The sequence below is a fragment of the Actinophytocola glycyrrhizae genome (assembly GCF_042653545.1).
Classification (GTDB): domain Bacteria; phylum Actinomycetota; class Actinomycetes; order Mycobacteriales; family Pseudonocardiaceae; genus Actinophytocola; species Actinophytocola glycyrrhizae.
The window spans coordinates 1-17,828 of sequence record NZ_JBHSIS010000003.1; the positions used below are offsets into that span (position 1 = coordinate 1).

Below are 17,828 nucleotides of genomic sequence, written 5' to 3' on the forward strand. Positions count from 1 at the left end.
CCGCAACTCGCGGTTACCGGCCTCAGCCAGCTTCGCGACCTTCGGCCGCCGCGCCCGCTCCCGCGCCGCCACCTCCGCCCGATACGCCCGATACCCATCCCGGCCACCGTTGTTCCTGACCTCACGACTGACCGTCGAGGGCTCACGACCCAACTTCCCGGCGATCTCCCGAAACGGACGCTTCGCGGACAGACCACGCGAGATCTCCTCCCGCTCAGCCAACGACAGATAGCGCTCGCCCAACGGGCGCGGTGCGTTCCCGATCACCCCACCAGCCTCACGAAACCACCGCCGCCCCGTCTCGTGCGACACGCCCGCCGCCAACGAGGCAGGCCTCACAGCCCGACCAGCACGAACCTCCTCCCAAAACCGCACCCGCACCACACGCGGCAACACCAACCCAGCAGCCATCACAAACTCCCAGCTCACAGAGGGTGTTGCAACGACCGAGTGAATCCACCCGTCTTTCGGGACGTCGGCGGGTGTCTCACCGGCGCGACATGACGGTTTGCCAGGGAACGACGCGACCAGGTCGGAGACCCTGGATTGCGGGCCGCCGGTACCCCCGGAACCGGCGGTCCGCCGTCTCGAAGGGCACCTTCGAGACAACGGGGTGCCGTGCGGGAGCAGGGCTCCTGCTTGGCACCGGTCACGTCCCGAGGGTGCCCTTCGGGACGTGCCTCCCCGGACTACAGGCGGGCCTGCGCGTAGGCGGCCATGGCCTTGCGCATGAACTCCGCCAGCCGTGGGTCCGTCTTGTCGAAGTTCGCGCGGAACCTCGGGTCGTCGGCGTACAGGTCGCCCAGACCGGTGTAGGACTCGCGGTTCGGCGTCCAGTGCCCGGACGACAGCCAGCGGTAGTGCCCGTCGACCACGTCGAGCACCTCGGTGTCAGCCGGCTCGTGGCCCGCGTCGATCAGTGCGACGAGTGCGGCGAGCTGCTCTGCCCACAGCTTGCCCTGGGACTGCCACCATTCCTTGGACTTGTCCTTGACGTGCGCGTTCGCGGCGTCCACCTGTTCGGCGCCCCACCGCTGTCGCGCCTCCTCCTGCAGTTCCTCCTGCTTCGTGGAGTCGAACCCCTCGAACCAGTGCTCCATCGATGTCACGTTGTCACCTCCTTCCAGTTCCTCGATCGTGCGTGTGACGGTGCGCGCGAGCCGTGCGAAGCGGTCCTGCTCGGCCAGCAGCCAACGCCGGTGCATCCGCAGCACCTCGACCGGGTCCCGGCCCTGCTGGACGATCTCCCTGATCGCGTCCAGTCCGACGCCCAGCTCCCGCATCACGAGGATCTGCTGCAGCCGCAGCAGTTGTTCCTGCTCGTAGTAGCGGTAGCCGTTGCCGCCGACCCACGCCGGCGGCAGCAACCCGATCTCGTCGTAGTGCCGCAGGGTGCGGGACGTCACCTTCGACATCTTCGCGACCTGCGCGATCGACCACGCCATGTGAACGACGATAGAAGTTGACGCAACGTCAAAGTCAAGCGTGCGTGTGGTAGAAGCACGACGTGCGCGAACACGCTTACGCGAGCCTGGTTGGCACCGCCGTCGGGGACGCTCTCGGCGAGGGCCTGTACCTGCGGGACAACGCGGTCCGCCGCCGCCTCCCGGCCGCCCCGTGGCGCTGGACCGACGACACGGAGATGGCCTGCTCGGTCTTCCGGGTGCTCGACACCCACGGCCGCGCCGACCCGGAGGCCCTCGCGGCGAGCTTCGTCGCGCACCACGACGTCGACCGCGGCTACGGCGCGGGCATCGACGCGATGATGCGGGAGGTCAGCCGCGGCGGGGACCTGCGTGCGCTGGCGATGTCGGCGTTCGGCGGCACCGGTTCGTGGGGCAACGGCGCGGCCATGCGGGTGGCGCCGCTCGGCGCGTGGTTCGCCGGTGACCCGCTCCGGGCGGCGGCGGAGGCCGCGGTGTCCGCGGCGGTCACGCACACGCACCCCGAGGGTGTCGCGGGAGCGGTGGCGGTGGCGGTCGCCGCCGCGGTGCCGCCGGGGCACATGTTCGCCGAGGTCCTGCGCCACACGCCGCCGGGCGAGGTGCGTGCCGGGATCTCGAAGGCCGCCGCGCTGGCCGCCACCCCGGAGGAGGCCGCGACCGAGCTGGGCACCGGCGGCCGGGTGAGCGCCCCGGACACGGTGCCGCTCGCGCTGTGGGTGATCGCCCGCCACCCCCACGACTACGAGGAAGCCGTGTGGGAGGTCGCCGCGCTGGCCGAGGACGTCGACACGCTGTGCGCGATCGTCGGCGGCGTCATCGCGACCCGCGTCGGTCAGGAGGGGATCCCGGCCGGGTGGCGCCGGTCCGTGGAGCCGCTCCCCGGCTGGCTGATGCCCTGACCGACGCTTTTCAGGGCGTCGGGGCCGCGGCCGACCAGTCGAGGGTCACCTCGCCGAGGCGCCACCGTTTGCGGCGGTCGCGCACCGGCCAGTCCCGCGCCAGCAACGCCACCGCCTCCGTCCACCTGGCGCGGGGCCCGAAGTTCGCGAACGGCGCGGCACGGGCCCAGCAACGGTCGAGCGCGGTGAACAGGGCGTGCACCCGCTCACCAGGCACGTTGCGGTGGATCAACGCCTTCGGCAGCCGTTCCGCCAGGTCGGAGGGCTGCTCCAGATCGTTCGGCAGGCAGGCGAGCGTCAGTGTGCGGGGACCGGCCGCGTCGAGCGTGACCCAGCAGCAGCGGCGGCCGAGCTCGTCACAGGTGCCCTCGACGATCAGCCCGCCCGGCGCGAGCCGCTCCCGCATCGCGGTCCAGGCGGCGGCGACCTCCGCCTCGTCGTACTGGCGCAGCACGTTGAACGCCCGCACCAGCACCGGCCGCGTGCCGGCCAGCTCGAACCCGCCCCGCCGGAACTCCAGCCTGGGCGGGTCGGCGGCGGGTGCCGCGGCCGCGACCCGCTCGGGGTCGATCTCCAGCCCGAGCACCCGGACGTCCGCGCGGACCGTCGCGGCACGGCGGGCCAGCTCGACGGTCGTGACCGGGGTGGCGCCGTAGCCGAGGTCGACGACCAGCGGGTCGGCGGCGTCGGCGATGGCGGCACGGACCCGGTGCGTGCCCGCGACCCAGCGGTCGCAGCGCCGCAGCCGGTTGGGGTTGGTGGTGCCGCGGGTCAGGGTGCCGAGCGGCTTCGCGGACCGGGCAGCCGGTCCGGTCAGGCGCGCTCGGCCAGCCACTTCTCTGCGTACTCCGCTTCGGCGGCGAGCAGCTTCGTGACCTGCTCGGCGACCACCTTCTCGATCTTCCCGCCGACCAGCGGGATGGCGACCTTCACCTCGGCGCTGATCACCAGCTCGGTGCCGCCGCCGCGTTCGGTCAGCCGCCCGCGCGAGGTGATGTCGGCAGGCACCCCGTTGATCGTCGCCCGGCCCGCCGACTCGTACCCGCGCCAGCGCTCCTCCCGCTCCACCACGAGGTCGCCGTTGACGATCGACCGCACGACACTCGGCAGCTTGCTCCCGTCGACGCCCTGGCGGAGGCGGAACGCGGCGCTCTCGCCCGTGCTGTGGTGGTCGAGCAGCGCGGCGGACTTGCCGCCGAGGTCGCGCAGGCGCGCGGTGAGGAACATCTCGTCCACCAGGGTCGAGAAGACGTCGCCGGCCTGCGCGGCGAAGGTGGCGCGGTGCTCGAAGCGGCTGGGCATGAACGGGAGGTTACCGTTGGAGCCCATGACGAGCCTCCCCCTCGCCGCCGTACCGCTGTCCGGCTACACGACGCTGCGTGTCGGCGGCCCCGCCGCCCGGTTCGTCTGCGCCGAGTCGGCGGAAGAGGTGGTCGCCGCCGTCCGCGCGGCCTCCGACCGGCTTCTGGTCCTCGGCGGCGGCTCCAACCTGGTGGTCTCCGACGACGGTTTCGACGGGACGGTCGTGCGCGTCGCCAACACCGGCAGCAAGATCGACTCCCTCGGCGACGGCCGGGTCGCGCTCACCGTCGAGGCGGGCGAGGACTGGGACACCGTCGTGTGCCGCACCGTCGAGGCGGGACTGGGTGGCCTGGAGTGCCTGTCGGGCATCCCCGGTTCGGTCGGCGCGACCCCGGTGCAGAACGTGGGCGCGTACGGCGTGGAGATCGCGCAGCTGCTGATCTCGGTCGACCTGCTCGACCGCGCGTCCGGCGAGGTCCGCACCCTGTCGACCGCCGAGCTCGGCCTCGGCTACCGCACCAGCATGCTCAAGAACACCGAACGTGCGGTGGTGCTGCGCGTCCGCTTCGAACTCGCCGACGGCGGCATGTCCGCCCCGATCCGCTACACCGAGCTGGCCAGGGTCCTCGGTGTCCGGCAGGGCCGCCAGGTCCCGGCGGCGGACGCCAGGGCGGCGGTGCTGGAGCTGCGGCGCGGCAAGGGCATGGTCCTCGACGCCGACGACCACGACACGTGGAGCGTCGGGTCGTTCTTCACCAACCCGGTGGTCGCGGACGGCGAGCTGCCCGGGGTCCTGTCCCGCATCGCGTCGGTCCTCGGCGCCGACACCCCGGTGCCGAGGTACCCGGCGGGTGTCGGCACCTCGAAGCTGTCGGCGGCGTGGCTGATCGAACGCGCTGGCTTCGCGAAGGGCTACCCGGGGGAGACGAGCCCGGTCACGCTGTCGACCAAGCACACGCTGGCCCTGACCAACCGGGGCGCGGCGAAGGCGGCCGACGTGGTGGCACTGGCACGGGAGATCCGCGACGGCGTCGACACGCGGTTCGGGGTGTCCCTGCACCCGGAGCCGGTGCTGGTTGGCTGCTCGCTCTAACCGCGGGACGCGCGGGTGGCCGATGCCTGCGCGCGTGGCTTCATGACGATCTGGTCCAGGTTGACGTGCGCGGGGCGGGTCACCGCGAACGTGACCACCTCCGCGACGTCGTCGGCGGTCAGCGGCACCAGCCCGTCGTACACCGCGGCCGCCCGCGAGGTGTCGCCGTCGAAGCGGACCAGTGAGAACTCCGTCTCCACCATCCCCGGCAGCACCTCGGTGAACCGCACCGGCTGCCCGAGCAGCTCACCGCGCAACGTCCGGTGCAGTGCCGACTGCGCGTGCTTGGCGCTCGTGTAACCGGCGCCGTTGTCGTACACCTCGGTCGCCGCGATCGACGTGATCGTCACCACGTGGCCGTCGCCCGACGACACCAGCGACGGCAGCAGCGCCTTGGTCATCCGCAGCGTGCCGAGGACGTTCGTCTCCCACATCCAGCGCCAGTGGTCCTCGTCGGCGTCGGCGACCGGCGCCATGCCCCTGGCGCCGCCCGCGTTGTTGACCAGCACCCGGCACGGCCCGGCGGCGGCCACGAACGACTCGATCGACGAGGGCTCCGTCACATCCAGCGGCAGCGCCACCCCGCCGACCGAGTCGGCCAGTTCGGTGAGCCGGTCGAGCCGCCGTGCGCCGAGGACCACCCGGAAACCCGCGTCGGCCAGGTGCCGGGCGGTGGCGGCGCCGATGCCCGAGCTGGCTCCGGTAACAATCGCTGTGCCGAGGTTGTTCACGTTGACGATCCTGCACACGCGGGTAACCCGATCAGTGGGAGGGTGTCGGGTGACGACTGTCACACCCCGTACTCGCGCACCAGGACGGCACTGGGGCGTCACTACAAAGAGGGACCCAAGCAAGGCGGAGGTTGGAAACGGTGAGATCCGGACGGCGGTTACTCGGCACGGTCGCGGCCCTGGTCGCCGCGCTCACGTTGCTCGCATCGTGCACGTCGGCGGTCGAGGGGAAGGGCAGTGGGCCGGCCGAGAAACCGGCGCCCGCCGCCAAGCTCGCGTTCGCGCCGGAGATCGGCGCCGTCGACGTGCCGCCGACCACGCCGGTGAAGATCACCGTCGCGGACGGCGAGCTGACCGAGGCCACCGTCACCAACCCGGAGGGCCAGCCCGTCGCGGGGGAGATCGCTCCCGACAAGAAGAGCTGGACCAGCGGTGAGGCCCTCGGCTACGCCAAGGCGTACACGTACACGGTCAAGGCGGAGAACGCCGACGGCGAGGTGACCGAGAAGACGGGCGCCTTCAACACCCTCGCGCCCGCCGCGACCCCGCGCGCCACGATCAACCCCGGCGACGACGCGACCGTCGGCGTGGGCATGCCGGTCAGCATCAAGTTCCCCGAGGGCGGTCCCGAGGACAAGGCGGCCGTGGAGAAGGCGCTGACCGTGGAGACCTCCGAGCCCGTCGAGGGCTCGTGGGCGTGGATCAGCGACAGCCAGGTCGACTGGCGGCCCAAGGAGTACTGGCCCGCGAACACGCAGGTCACGGTGAACGCGAAGCTGTACGGCCTGGCCTACGGCGGCGGCGCGTACGGCAAGGCGGACCTGTCGACGAAGTTCACGATCGGCCGCAACCAGGTCGTGAAGATCCACACCCCGGACCACGTGATGAACGTCTACCGCAACGGTGAGCTGTACGCGAGCTACCCGTCGAGCAACGGCGACGACAACGACCCGAACCTGAACACGCCGAATGGCACCGTCATCGTCATGGCGAAGGAGCCGGTCGGCGACTTCTCCAACCCGGAGTACGGGTACACGAACGTGATGAAGAAGTGGGCCGTGCGCATCTCCAACCACGGCGAGTTCATCCACGAGAACAACGACAACGCCGCCAACATCGGCAAGAAGAACAGCTCGCACGGCTGCGTCAACCTGCTCGAGGCCGACGCGAAGGCGTACTTCGACAGCGCGCTGATCGGCGACCCGGTGGAGATCACCGGGTCGAAGGTGAACTTCCCGACGACCTCCGACGTGTTCGACTGGCTGATCCCGTGGGACCAGTGGCAGTCGATGTCGGCGCTGAGCTGAATGGGGCGCGTCACCGGTGCGGGCGGCTCTCGCCTCGCCTTCCGCACCGCCGGTGATCCACAGGGGCCACCGATCGTGTTCGTGCACGGCTGGGCCGCGTCCGGTGCGGCGTGGTCCGGCCAGCTGAGTGATCCTGCTCTCGCCGGGCACCGGCTGGTCGCCGTCGACCTGCGCGGCCACGGCGCGTCCGACGTGCCCGCCGACGGCTACGACCGGCCCGAGGTGTGGGCCGGTGACCTCGCCGCCGTGCTCGACCACTGCCGCGCCGCCACCGGGCTCCCCCCGGTGCTCGTCGGCTGGTCCTACGGCGGCCTCGTCGTCACCGACTACCTGCGGGAACGCGGCACAGCCGGGATCGCGGGCGTCGTGTACGCGGGCGCGCTGACCGAGGTGGGCCGCGACCGGCCGGGCGGGGTGATCGGCCCGGCGTGGGACGGGATCATGCGGCCCGCCCTGTCCGACGACCCCGAGGATGCGATCCCGGCGCTGACCACGCTCGCCAGGCGGATGACCGCGGCGCCGCTGCCGGGCGCCGACGTCCAGCGGTACGTCGGTGACATGCTCCGCGTGCCGCCCTCGGTCAGGAAGGCGCTGTTCCGGCGGGACGTCGGCAGCGCCGAGGTGCTCGCGGCGATCGACGTGCCGGTGCTGGTGGCGCACGGCACCGCCGACACGGTCGTCGCCCCGGCGAGTGCCGAGTACACGGCCGGGAAGATTTCGACCGCCGTCGTGCGTTGGTTCGAAGAAGTGGGACACATGCCGTTCGTGGAACGCCGTGCGGAGTTCAACGCGGCCCTGCTCGAGTTCGCGGGGCCGGTCGCCAACCACTAGTCGGGAGTGGATGTGACGGTCCGAGCGGATCAAGAGGATTCCGAGGGGTCGGTACTGCGCATGCGGCGGCTGCCGCGCAGGGTGGCGGTGCTGTCGCTGCACACCTCGCCGCTCGAACAGCCGGGCACCGGCGACGCGGGCGGCATGAACGTCTACGTCACCCAGACCGCGACCCGCATGGCGAGCCGGGGCATCGAGGTCGAGGTGTTCACGCGGGCCACCTCGTCGGATCTGCCGCCGGTCGCCGAGCTGGCGCCCGGGGTGCTGGTCCGGCACGTCAACGCCGGGCCGTACGAGGGGCTCGGCAAGGACGAGCTGCCGGCCCAGCTGTGCTCGTTCACCGCGGGCGTGCTGCGGGCCGAGGCCCGGCACGAACCCGGCCACTACGACCTCGTGCACTCGCACTACTGGCTGTCCGGCCAGGTCGGCTACCTGGTGCGGGACCGGTGGGGCGTGCCGCTCGTGCACTCCGCGCACACGCTCGCGAAGGTCAAGAACGCCGCGCTCGCCCACGGCGACACCCCGGAGCCGCGCACCCGCGAGATCGGCGAGCAGCAGGTCGTCGACGAGGCCGACCAGCTCATCGCCAACACCGACGTCGAGGCCGCGCAGCTCGTCGACCTCTACGGCGCCGCGCAGGACAAGGTGCACACGGTCGCGCCCGGCGTCGACCTGGACCTGTTCCGGCCGGGTGACCGGGCCGCGGCCCGTGCCGCGCTCGGCATCGCGCAGGACGCCACGGTCCTCGCGTTCGTCGGCCGCATCCAGCCGCTGAAGGCACCCGACGTGCTGCTGCGCGCGGCCGCCGAGCTGCTGGCCGGCGGCGCGGTGAGCCGGGACCGGCTGGTCGTGGTGGTCGCCGGCGGGCCGTCGGGGTCCGGGCTGGAGGCGCCGACCGCGCTGCAGGAGCTGGCCGCGACGCTGCGCATCACCGACGTCGTGCGGTTCCTGCCGCCGCGCAGGGGTGCCGCGCTGCGGGACGTGTACCTGGCCGCGGACGTGGTCGCCGTGCCGAGCCACAACGAGTCGTTCGGGCTGGTCGCGCTGGAGGCGCAGGCGTGCGGAACGCCGGTGGTCGCGGCGGCGGTCGGCGGGCTGCCGGTCGCGGTGTCGAACCGCGAGTCCGGGCTGCTCGTGACCGGGCACCACGCGGGCAGGTGGGCCTCCGCGCTCGCGCACGTGGCGCTGCGGCCGGACGTGCGCGCCCGGCTGTCGGTCGGCGCCGTCGAGCACGCCACCCGGTTCTCGTGGGACCGTACGACTGACGCGCTGGTCGCCGGGTACGTCGACGCCGCGACCGCGTTCCGGCGCGCGTTGTTCGAGACCGAGGTGGCGGTGTGAACGGAGCTTGCGGAGTGGGCCGATGCCGTTGAGTGAGCTGAACGAGGTCATCGAGGAGACCCTCGCCGAGCGGGAGCTGAAGTATTCCAGTCCCGCGGCGGGGCGGTACTTCGTCACGCTGCCGGGCACCAAGAAGCTGCAGACCAACGTGTGGCTGCGGGTGAACCCGCACGCGCTGGTGCTGGAGGCGTTCGTGTGCAGGCGCCCGGACGAGGCGTTCGAGGACGTGTACCGGTTCATGCTGCGGCGCAACGCGAAGCTCTACGGCGTCGCGTACACGATCGACCAGCTCGGCGACATCTACCTGGTGGGGCGGGTCGCGCACGACGCGGTGACGCCGGACGAGCTGGACCGGCTGCTCGGCCAGGTGCTCGAGGCGGCCGACGGCGACTTCAACACGCTGCTGGAGCTCGGGTTCGCGTCGTCGATCCGGCGGGAGTACGAGTGGCGGGTGTCCCGAGGTGAGTCACTCGCGAACCTCAAGGCGTTCGAGCACCTGCTGACGCCGTCGAGCCCGCCGGTTTGAGATTTTGTATGCAGGTTCGCGGAGCGGCTCGGGCGAGGGGGGAGTCGCGATCCCGAGCCGCCCCGCGTTAGGTCCCGCCGCGTCGGAGCCCTGAGCGGGGGGCACCCATGGGAATCCGGGCGGGGTACGGCTCGGCAGGGGAGACGAGCCGTACTACTGCCCTTTCGGATCAGGGAGTGCGTGGGAGCTGATCCGCAAGGGCGGTGTCAACCTGTCAGAAGTCGGGCGGTTACACAAGGCCACTAACCGCGCCGCGATGGGGTAATCGCGTTCCGTAGGTAACAATTTGGCCACGACCCTCAGGGGAAACCTCGACGCAGTGTTGATCGGAGCACTCAGGTTGGCCCGAATGGGTGGCCCGAACCGGGTTGTTCCGATTTCTTCTGGGGAGGGACGCCCAGACCCCCGGTTGCGTCTGGCAGGCTGCTGGGCATGTCTGGATCGATGCACGAATCCTCGGTCGGAACGCTGATTCTGCTCCGCCACGGCGAGAGTCTCTGGAACGCGGAGAACCTGTTCACCGGCTGGGTGGACGTGGAGCTTTCGGAGAAGGGCAAGGTCGAGGCGGAACGCGGCGGCGTGCTGATGCGCGACATGGACCTGCTCCCGGACGTGGTGCACACGTCGTTGCTGCGCAGGGCCATCTCGACGGCGAACATCGCGCTGGACGTGGCGGACCGCCACTGGATCCCGGTGAAGCGCGACTGGCGGCTGAACGAGCGGCACTACGGCGCGCTGCAGGGCAAGAACAAGAAGCAGACCCTGGAGGAGTTCGGCGAGGAGCAGTTCATGCTCTGGCGCCGGTCCTACGACACCCCGCCCCCGCCGATCGAGCCGGGCGCGGAGTACAGCCAGGACGGCGACGTGCGCTACGCGGGCATCGACGCGCCACGCGCCGAGTGCCTGAAGGACGTGGTCGCCCGCATGCTCCCGTACTGGGAGGCGGAGATCGTCCCGGACCTGCGCGAAGGCAAGACGGTCCTGCTGGCCGCGCACGGCAACTCGCTGCGCGCACTGGTCAAGTACCTGGACCGCATCTCCGACGACGCGATCGCCGCACTGAACATCCCCACCGGCATCCCCCTCCGCTACGACCTGACACCAACCCTGGAACCAGTAACCCCAGGCGGCACCTACCTGGACCCCAACGCAGCAGAAGCAGCCGCAACAGCAGTAGCCAACCAAGGCCGCTAACCCCCCACCCACCCACCCCCGCGAGCCCCCGTCCAAAACCCGCGAGTCCCCCGTTCAGGACTCGCGAGTCCCCCGTTCGGAACCCGCGAGTCCCCGTTTCGGAACCCGCGAGTCCCCCGTTCGGAACCGGCGAGTCCCCGTTTCGGGACTCGCGAGTCCCCGATTCCGGACTCGCGAGTCCCTGGTTCGGGAGCGCCGAGTTGACGGTTCGTGTCTGTCGCTGTTCGACGCGAACCGACAACTCGCGAGTCCCGAACGGGGGACTCGCGGGTTTTGAACGGGGGACTCGCGGGTTCTGAACGGGGGACTCGCGGTTATAGCAGGCCTAGTTCGTGGGCTCTTGCGCCTGCTTGGAAGCGGGAGTTGGCGTCCAGGGTTGTCATCAGTTCCGCCACTCGGCGGCGGTAGGTGCGGACGCCGAGGCCGAGGGCTCTCGCCGCGGTCTCGTCCTTGCAGCCCGACGCCAGCAGCTCCAGCACCCGTGGCGCGAGCGCGGTCAGGTCGGCGTGCTGCGCGTCGTACACCGCCAGGTCCGTCGCCGACCGCCACGCGGCGTCGAACAGCGACTGGACGTTCTGCACCACCGCGGGCTCGGTCACCACGCCGTAGCTGCGCTGCCCGTCGCACAGGTCACCGGCGAGGATCGCGAAGCGGCGGTCGATGATGATCGTCTCGTTGATGTCGTCGCGCGTGACGCGGACCTGGGCGCCGTGTGCGGCGACCGCGCGCACGTGCTGGGCACTCGACGGGTTCAGCAGCATCGCGGGCCGGTACAGCTTCCGCACCTTCGGCTTCGTCTCCTGGACCATCCCGCTCGACGGGTGCCTCGGCGCCGCGAACGTGTTCAGGTCCCGCGCGGCGCACGTGACCTCACTCGCCGTCGCGAACAGGTGCGCCGTGCGCGCGAACAGTTCCTCTTCGCCGCGGACCGTGGTCACCGCACTCATACCGCCAGTCTCCACGCACGCGCCACCGCCCGTCGAACTCGGCAAGAAGTTGCCATTCGCGGCGCCGGGAACCCGCCGTGCACAAGGTGGAGCCATGACCACATCGATCGACGCCACCGCTGCCGGCACGTGGCAGCTGGGCGACCGCACCGTCAACCGCATGGGCTTCGGGGCCATGCGCCTCGTCATGAAGGCCGACGGCTCCCCCGCCGACCGGGAGCGGTCGAAGACCGTCCTGCGCAGGGCCGTCGAGCTGGGTGTCAACCACATCGACACCGCCGCCTTCTACGCCAGGGGCCCCCGCGCCGCCAACGAGCTGATCAACTCCGCCCTCGCGCCCTACCCCGACGACCTGGTGATCACCACCAAGGTCGGCCCCGGGCTCGACGTCGCAGGCGAGTTCCACACCGCGCGCACGAGGCAGGAGCTGCGCGAACAGGTCGAGGTGAACCTTCGCCAGCTCGGCCTCGACCACCTCGACGTGGTCAACCTCCGCATCGGCGAGACCCTCGACCGGGGTGAGGGCCCGCTCGCCGAACAGTTCGGCGTGCTCGCCGAGCTCCGCCAGGAAGGTCTCATCCGGCACCTCGGCATCTCCAACGTGACCGCGGAGCACCTGAAGGAGGCACTCGACATCGCGCCGGTCGTGTGCGTCCAGAACCAGTACGGACTCACCACCCGCCGCGAGGACGACGCGCTGGTCGAGCTCTGCGCCGGGCACGGCATCGCGTTCGTCCCGTTCTTCGCGATCGCGAGCGGCACCGACCAGACCGCGGTCACCGAGGTCGCGAAGGCGCACGGCGTCACCTCGGCGCAGGTCCGGCTCGCCTGGACGCTCCACAAGGGACCGAACGTGCTCGCCATCCCCGGCACCGGCGACCCGGCGCACCTCGAGGAGAACGTCGCCGCCGCGGGGTTGCGCCTGAGTGACGAGGAGCTGTCCCGGTTGGACACGATCGGGTGAACGCGGGCTTGCGGCCGGGCGAACAACGCCGATCTGGGTGTCAGGACAATCACCTAACCCCACACCGCACTGGTCCACACCACCCCTGACCTGCTTACGATTCGCCCGTGACCGACGTGGTCTGGATCGTCCTGACAGCCGGTGCGCTCGTCGTCGGCCTCGTCGTCGGCGCGGCGATCACCAGAGCGAGACATCGGTCGGCGGCGCAGCCGCCGGCCGGCCCGACCATTTCCGTCCTCCTGCAGCGGCTGGTGCAGTCCTCGCACAACGCGGTCGTCATCCTCAACGAGTTCGGCGACGTCGTGCAGCACAACCCGCGCGCAGAGGAGCTGGGCGTGGTCCGCAACCGGCGGGTCGACACCCACACCAAGATGGCCGCCGAGCTGGCCAAGGAGACCGGTGAGCCGGTCGAGATCGAGCTGCGCCCGCAGGAGCGTTCCCTCGGGCGTGGCCCGGAGGCCGTCCGCGGCGAGCTCCGTCCCCTCGGCGACGGGTTCCTCGCCGTGGACGCGGCCGACGAGTCCGAGGCGGTCCGCCTGGAGGCCACCCGCCGCGACTTCGTCGCCAACGTCAGCCACGAGCTCAAGACCCCGGTCGGCGCCATGGCGCTGCTGGCCGAGGCGGTACTGGACTCGGCGGACGACCCGGAGTCGGTCCGCCGGTTCACCGCCAAGATCCTGCACGAGGCCACCCGCCTCGGCACGCTGGTCACGGAGCTGATCGCGCTGTCGCGCCTGCAGGGCGCCGAGCGGCTGCCGGAGCTGAACGCGGTCGAGATCGACGCCGTCGTGCGCGACGCGCTGTCCCGCGCGAAGCTCTCCGCCGAGAACACCGGCATCGACATCGCGGCCGACGCCGACAGCTGCCTGCTCGTCGAGGGTGACCGGACACTGCTGGTCACGGCGCTGGCCAACCTCCTGGAGAACGCCATCGCCTACTCGCAGCCGGGCAGCCCGGTCTCGATCAGCCGCCGCCGTGTCGGCGAGTTCGTCGAGATCGCGGTCACCGACCGCGGCATCGGCATCCCCGAGGAGGAACAGCAGCGCGTGTTCGAGCGCTTCTACCGCCTGGACAAGGCCCGGTCCCGGGCCACCGGCGGCACCGGCCTCGGGCTCGCCATCGTCAAGCACGTCGCCGCCAACCACGGCGGTGAGGTCAAGCTGTGGAGCCGTCCGGGCACCGGCTCCACGTTCACGCTGCGCATACCGGCCCACCCCAACTCCACCAGCGTCAACGGCTCAGGAGGCAAGCAGTGACCAGGGTGCTGATCGTCGAGGACGAGGAGTCGTTCGCCGACCCGCTCGCCTTCCTGCTGCGCAAGGAGGGCTTCACGGCCGCCGTCGCGAGCACCGGCCAGCAGGCGCTGGAGGAGTTCGACCGCAACGGCGCCGACATCGTCCTCCTCGACCTGATGCTGCCCGGCATGAGCGGCACGGACGTGTGCAAGGCGCTGCGCCAGCGCTCCACCGTGCCGGTGATCATGGTGACCGCGCGGGACAGCGAGATCGACAAGGTCGTCGGCCTGGAGATCGGCGCGGACGACTATGTGACGAAGCCGTACTCGGCCCGCGAGCTGATCGCGCGGGTGCGTGCCGTGCTGCGCAGGGGCGGCGACTCGCCGGAGGGCGAGCTGCTGCCGCAGGTGCTGGCGGCGGGCCCGGTCCGGATGGACGTGGAGCGGCACGTGGTGACCGTCGACGGCGGCGAGGTCCCGCTCCCGCTGAAGGAGTTCGACCTGCTCGAGTACCTTCTGCGCAACGTGGGGCGGGTGCTCACCCGCGGTCAGCTGATCGACCGGGTGTGGGGCGCGGACTACGTCGGCGACACCAAGACGCTCGACGTCCACGTGAAGCGGCTGCGGTCCAAGATCGAACCGGACCCGGCGTCGCCGAGGCACCTGGTCACCGTGCGTGGCCTTGGCTACAAGTTCGAATCGTGAGCAGAAATTTCTGGGGAGCGATCCCCCAGACCCCCGAACCCCCTTCCCATAACGCGACCGCCCGGTAACCTTTCGCCCCGTGCGCCTTGGGGTTCTCGACGTGGGCTCGAACACGGTCCACCTGCTCGTCGTTGACGCGCATCGGGGCGCGCACCCGATGCCCGCCAGCTCGCAGCGGTCCGTGCTGCGCCTCGCCGAGCGCCTCACCGACGACGGCGACCTGTCCGAGGCGGGCGTCGACGACCTGGTCGGCACGGTCGCGCAGGCCAAGAAGTCGGCGCGCAAGCTGGGCTGCGCCGACCTGATGGCCTTCGCGACCTCGGCGGTCCGCGACTGCGGCAACGTCGCCGAGGTCCTGGCCAGGGTCCTGGCCGAGACCGGCGTCGAGCTGAAGGTGCTGACCGGCACCGACGAGGCGAAGCTGACCTTCCTCGCCGCGCGCCGCTGGCTCGGCTGGTCGGCGGGCAAGCTGCTGGTGCTCGACATCGGCGGCGGCTCGCTGGAGCTGGCCATCGGCATGGACGAGGCACCCGACTACGCGAAGTCCGTCCCGTTCGGTGCGGGCAGGCTGACCAGGGAACGCTTCTCCAGCGACCCCCCGAGCAGGGCCGAGGTGGCCGAGACCACGGAGTGGCTGACCGGGCAGCTCGCGCCGGTAGCGAAGAAGGTCGCCAAACGGGGGGAACCCGACCGGGTGGTCGCCACCTCGAAGACGTTCCGCACGCTCGCCCGCCTGACCGGCGCCGCGCCGTCGTCGGCGGGCCCGAGGGTGCGGCGGGTGCTGACCGAGCCGGGGTTGCGGCAGCTCATCGCGTTCATCTCGCGGATGAGCGCGGCCGACCTGGCCGAGCTGGAGGGTGTGAGCGCGAGCCGGTCGCACCAGCTGGTCGCGGGGGCGCTCGTGGCGCAGGCCACGATGCGTGCTCTGTCACGGCAGGAACTCGAGATCTGCCCGTGGGCGTTGCGTGAGGGAGTCATCCTGCGCCGCCTTGACCAGGTCAATGGGGAGGAGTCGTGATGCTCGCCGAAGACCCCGCCGGACGGCCGTTCATAATGGGGGTCGATCCCTGCGAGCATGAAGGGCAGACACGCGTCGCCGCTGGACGATTTGGCCGACGCCGGGCACGGTGGAGTCGATGAGTCACGAAGGCGGACCCGAGCAGCCGCAGCGCACGGTCGCGGAGCTGCTCGCCAAGTACGGTGCCGAGTCGGGCGAACGCGCCCCCCGGCGCCGCCGCCGGCGTGCGGACGACGTGAGTGACACCGGCGCGCAGGCGATCATCGACCGGGTCCTTTCGGAGTCGGGCGAGATGCAGGCCATCCGCGACGACATGCCGCCCCCGGAGCGCACCTCGCACCGCAGGGGCACCTCGACCGGCCAGTTCCCGCGCCCGCAGCAGCCGCCGCCGCCGGAGCCGCCGCCGCGCCGCCAGCCGCCGCAACCGTCGCAGCAGCTGCCCAGGCCGCTGCCGCCGCAACCGCCACCGCCGTCCCAGCCGCTGCCGTCCCAGCCGCCGCCGAGGCCGGTGCCGCAGCCCGGCCAGCAGTCGTCGAACCACCTCCCGGCCATGGCCCGGCCCGCCGAACCGACCACTCCCGTCCGCGGCGCCCCGCGTCCGGTGCCGGGCCCGGACCGGCAGCCGCCGCGCCCGCAGCCGTCGCAGCGCGTGCCGCTGCCCCCGCCGCAGGGCGGCACCCGGGAACGCAGCGGCATCCAGCCGTCCCTGCGGTCCCGGCTCGACGCGCCCGACGTGGCCCCGCCACCACCGCCGCCGCCGATGCCGGTCGCGCCGCCGGAGCCGACGACGGAGGAGCTGCCGAGGGTCCCCGGCCGCATCCCGGTCGACGGTTCGATGACCGGCCGCAGGCCCATCCCGGGCGCCGACAGCCGCACCCGCATCTCGCCGCCCGCGTACCCGCCGCCGCACGACCCGTACGCCGACCCGCCCGCCGAGGACGAGGACTACCGGTCCCCGTACCCCGCCGCGGACCAGGACGACCGCTACGACTCGGCCGAGTACGACGTTCTCGTCGACGAGGACGCCGACGACCGCGACTTCGACCGCGACCTCGACGAGCTGGCGGACGACGACCTCGACGACCTCGACGACGATGACGACCGCGTCCGCTCGCCGGCCAAGGAGTGGGCGATCATGGGCGGCCAGCTCGCGCTCGGCGTCATCGGCGGTGCCGGGATCTGGCTCGGGTTCAACTGGCTGTGGGGCTTCATGCCGCAGGCGGCGCTGGTCGCCGCACTGGCCGTGATCGTCGGTCTCGTGCTGATCGTCAGGAAGATCCGCCGGGCCGAGGACCTGCAGACGACGTTCCTCGCGGTGCTGGTCGGGCTGGTCGTGACGGTGTCCCCCGCGGCGTTGCTGCTGCTGAACAAGTGATCCGCGTCGGCGTCTCGACCGCGTCGGTGTGGCCGCAGACGGCGACCACCGCCTTCGAGCTGGCCGCCACACTGGGCTACGACGGCGTCGAGGTGATGGTGTGGGCCGACCCGATCAGCCAGGACCCGGCCGCGTTGCGGCGGCGGTCCCGGCAGTACGGGGTGCCGGTGCTGGCCGTGCACGCGCCGTGTCTGCTGATCACGCAACGGGTGTGGTCACCGCGGCCTGAGGAACGGTTGCGGCGTTCTGTACAGGCGGCACAGGACCTGGACGCCTCCACCGTGGTGATCCATCCGCCGTTCCGGTGGCAGCGGAAGTACGCCGAGGGGTTCGCGGACCTCGTGTGGGAGCTGGAGGAGTCCTCCGGGATCGCGATCGCGGTCGAGAACATGTTCCCGGTGCGCAGGTGGGGCGGGCAGGTCTCGGCGTTCGACCCGTCCATCGACCCGACTGACGTGGGGTACCGGAACTACACGCTGGACCTGTCGCACACGTCGGCCGCCGGTGCGGACGCGGTGGCGCTCCGGGCCCGGATGGGGGCGGGGCTCACGCACGTTCATCTCGCGGACGGCACCGGCGTGCCCCGCGACGAGCATCTGGTGCCCGGGCGCGGCACCCAGCCCTGCGCTGAGGTGTGCGAGTCGCTGAGCAGGGACGGGTTCGCCGGGCAGGTGGTGTTGGAGATCAACACCCGGCGCGTGCGCACCGCCGCCGAGCGGGCGAAGGATCTGGCCGAGGCGTTGCTCTTCGCTCGGCTGCACCTGGGGCAGTAGGCGCTCGCGCTCCGTTCGGTGACCTGAAGCGCCTTTTGGGACACTCGGCGTCCCGGGAGCGTCTTTTTTGGACACGGCGGCCGCGGTGACCGGCACAACCTCGCCGTCACCAGTCGGAACCGACCCATGGATGACCGGCGGGC

19 protein-coding genes are annotated in these 17,828 nt (G+C 71.5%); 13 read left to right on the forward strand and 6 right to left on the reverse strand.

Annotation, left to right across the window (positions count from 1 at the left end):
* Positions 1–411: helix-turn-helix domain-containing protein (locus ACFPCV_RS39005; protein WP_465251552.1), on the reverse strand; the 411-nt coding region annotated here is incomplete at its 3' end.
* Positions 412–689: 278 nt separating this feature from the next.
* Positions 690–1,445: a MerR family transcriptional regulator gene (locus tag ACFPCV_RS06015; RefSeq protein WP_378055035.1), complete on the reverse strand. Its 756-nt coding sequence runs from the start codon at positions 1,443–1,445 to the stop codon at positions 690–692.
* A gap of 62 nt (positions 1,446–1,507) precedes the next feature.
* On the opposite strand from ACFPCV_RS06015, the gene ACFPCV_RS06020 reads away from it, so the two are divergent.
* Entirely contained in the window at positions 1,508–2,344 is an 837-nt protein-coding gene (locus ACFPCV_RS06020) for an ADP-ribosylglycohydrolase family protein (protein WP_378055036.1), read from the forward strand.
* Between the two features lie 10 nt (positions 2,345–2,354).
* Here ACFPCV_RS06020 and ACFPCV_RS06025 read toward each other — a convergent pair whose 3' ends face one another.
* Both ACFPCV_RS06025 and ACFPCV_RS06030 read right to left on the reverse strand, forming a co-directional pair.
* Complete coding sequence (locus tag ACFPCV_RS06025) at positions 2,355–3,179, reverse strand: methyltransferase domain-containing protein (protein ID WP_378055037.1); 825 nt, start codon at positions 3,177–3,179, stop codon at positions 2,355–2,357.
* On the reverse strand, positions 3,158–3,646 hold the full coding sequence (locus ACFPCV_RS06030; RefSeq protein WP_378055038.1) for a DUF2505 domain-containing protein: 489 nt from the start codon (positions 3,644–3,646) through the stop codon (positions 3,158–3,160). Before ACFPCV_RS06030 ends, ACFPCV_RS06025 begins: the two co-directional genes overlap by 22 nt.
* Positions 3,647–3,671: 25 nt before the next feature.
* Between ACFPCV_RS06030 and ACFPCV_RS06035 the strand changes: the two genes are divergently transcribed.
* A complete protein-coding gene (locus ACFPCV_RS06035; RefSeq protein WP_378055039.1) occupies positions 3,672–4,739 on the forward strand; it encodes a UDP-N-acetylmuramate dehydrogenase in 1,068 nt (355 codons plus the stop codon).
* On the opposite strand, the gene ACFPCV_RS06040 is transcribed toward ACFPCV_RS06035, so the two are convergent.
* Positions 4,736–5,470: an SDR family NAD(P)-dependent oxidoreductase gene (locus ACFPCV_RS06040; protein ID WP_378055040.1), complete on the reverse strand. Its 735-nt coding sequence runs from the start codon at positions 5,468–5,470 to the stop codon at positions 4,736–4,738. The genes ACFPCV_RS06035 and ACFPCV_RS06040 overlap by 4 nt on opposite strands.
* A gap of 140 nt (positions 5,471–5,610) precedes the next feature.
* Here ACFPCV_RS06040 and ACFPCV_RS06045 point away from each other — a divergent pair, with 140 nt between their 5' ends.
* The 5 genes from ACFPCV_RS06045 to ACFPCV_RS06065 all read left to right on the forward strand — a co-directional run bounded on the left by ACFPCV_RS06045 (position 5,611) and on the right by ACFPCV_RS06065 (position 10,669).
* The gene (locus ACFPCV_RS06045) at positions 5,611–6,777 is read left to right on the forward strand and encodes a L,D-transpeptidase (RefSeq protein WP_378055041.1); all 1,167 of its coding nucleotides are present in this window, start codon (positions 5,611–5,613) and stop codon (positions 6,775–6,777) included.
* Positions 6,778–7,608 (forward strand): alpha/beta fold hydrolase, encoded by an 831-nt coding sequence (locus tag ACFPCV_RS06050; protein ID WP_378055042.1) that lies wholly within the window; start codon positions 6,778–6,780, stop codon positions 7,606–7,608.
* A gap of 60 nt (positions 7,609–7,668) precedes the next feature.
* Positions 7,669–8,949: a D-inositol-3-phosphate glycosyltransferase gene (gene mshA / locus ACFPCV_RS06055; protein ID WP_378055711.1), complete on the forward strand. Its 1,281-nt coding sequence runs from the start codon at positions 7,669–7,671 to the stop codon at positions 8,947–8,949.
* A gap of 22 nt (positions 8,950–8,971) precedes the next feature.
* Positions 8,972–9,475, forward strand: a complete 504-nt coding sequence (locus ACFPCV_RS06060; RefSeq protein ID WP_378055043.1) for a type III secretion system chaperone family protein — start codon at positions 8,972–8,974, stop codon at positions 9,473–9,475.
* Between the two features lie 432 nt (positions 9,476–9,907).
* Positions 9,908–10,669: a phosphoglyceromutase gene (locus ACFPCV_RS06065; RefSeq protein WP_378055044.1), complete on the forward strand. Its 762-nt coding sequence runs from the start codon at positions 9,908–9,910 to the stop codon at positions 10,667–10,669.
* Between the two features lie 314 nt (positions 10,670–10,983).
* Here ACFPCV_RS06065 and ACFPCV_RS06070 read toward each other — a convergent pair whose 3' ends face one another.
* Positions 10,984–11,616, reverse strand: coding sequence for a helix-turn-helix transcriptional regulator (locus tag ACFPCV_RS06070; protein WP_378055045.1), 633 nt, complete (start codon positions 11,614–11,616; stop codon positions 10,984–10,986).
* A 94-nt stretch (positions 11,617–11,710) separates the two neighbouring features.
* Here ACFPCV_RS06070 and ACFPCV_RS06075 point away from each other — a divergent pair, with 94 nt between their 5' ends.
* The 6 genes from ACFPCV_RS06075 to ACFPCV_RS06100 all read left to right on the forward strand — a co-directional run bounded on the left by ACFPCV_RS06075 (position 11,711) and on the right by ACFPCV_RS06100 (position 17,685).
* The gene (locus ACFPCV_RS06075) at positions 11,711–12,580 is read left to right on the forward strand and encodes an oxidoreductase (RefSeq protein ID WP_378055046.1); all 870 of its coding nucleotides are present in this window, start codon (positions 11,711–11,713) and stop codon (positions 12,578–12,580) included.
* A 107-nt stretch (positions 12,581–12,687) separates the two neighbouring features.
* Entirely contained in the window at positions 12,688–13,836 is a 1,149-nt protein-coding gene (locus tag ACFPCV_RS06080; RefSeq protein ID WP_378055047.1) for a sensor histidine kinase, read from the forward strand.
* Positions 13,833–14,519: a response regulator gene (locus ACFPCV_RS06085; protein WP_378055048.1), complete on the forward strand. Its 687-nt coding sequence runs from the start codon at positions 13,833–13,835 to the stop codon at positions 14,517–14,519. Before ACFPCV_RS06080 ends, ACFPCV_RS06085 begins: the two co-directional genes overlap by 4 nt.
* 79 nt (positions 14,520–14,598) lie before the next feature.
* Entirely contained in the window at positions 14,599–15,537 is a 939-nt protein-coding gene (locus ACFPCV_RS06090; RefSeq protein ID WP_378055049.1) for a Ppx/GppA family phosphatase, read from the forward strand.
* A gap of 118 nt (positions 15,538–15,655) precedes the next feature.
* Positions 15,656–16,912, forward strand: coding sequence for a hypothetical protein (locus ACFPCV_RS06095; RefSeq protein WP_378055050.1), 1,257 nt, complete (start codon positions 15,656–15,658; stop codon positions 16,910–16,912).
* Positions 16,909–17,685 carry a sugar phosphate isomerase/epimerase family protein gene (locus ACFPCV_RS06100; protein WP_378055051.1) on the forward strand — a complete coding sequence of 259 codons (777 nt, stop codon included), beginning with the start codon at positions 16,909–16,911 and terminating at the stop codon, positions 17,683–17,685. The genes ACFPCV_RS06095 and ACFPCV_RS06100 overlap by 4 nt, the downstream gene beginning before the upstream one ends.
* Positions 17,686–17,828: the final 143 nt, after the last annotated feature.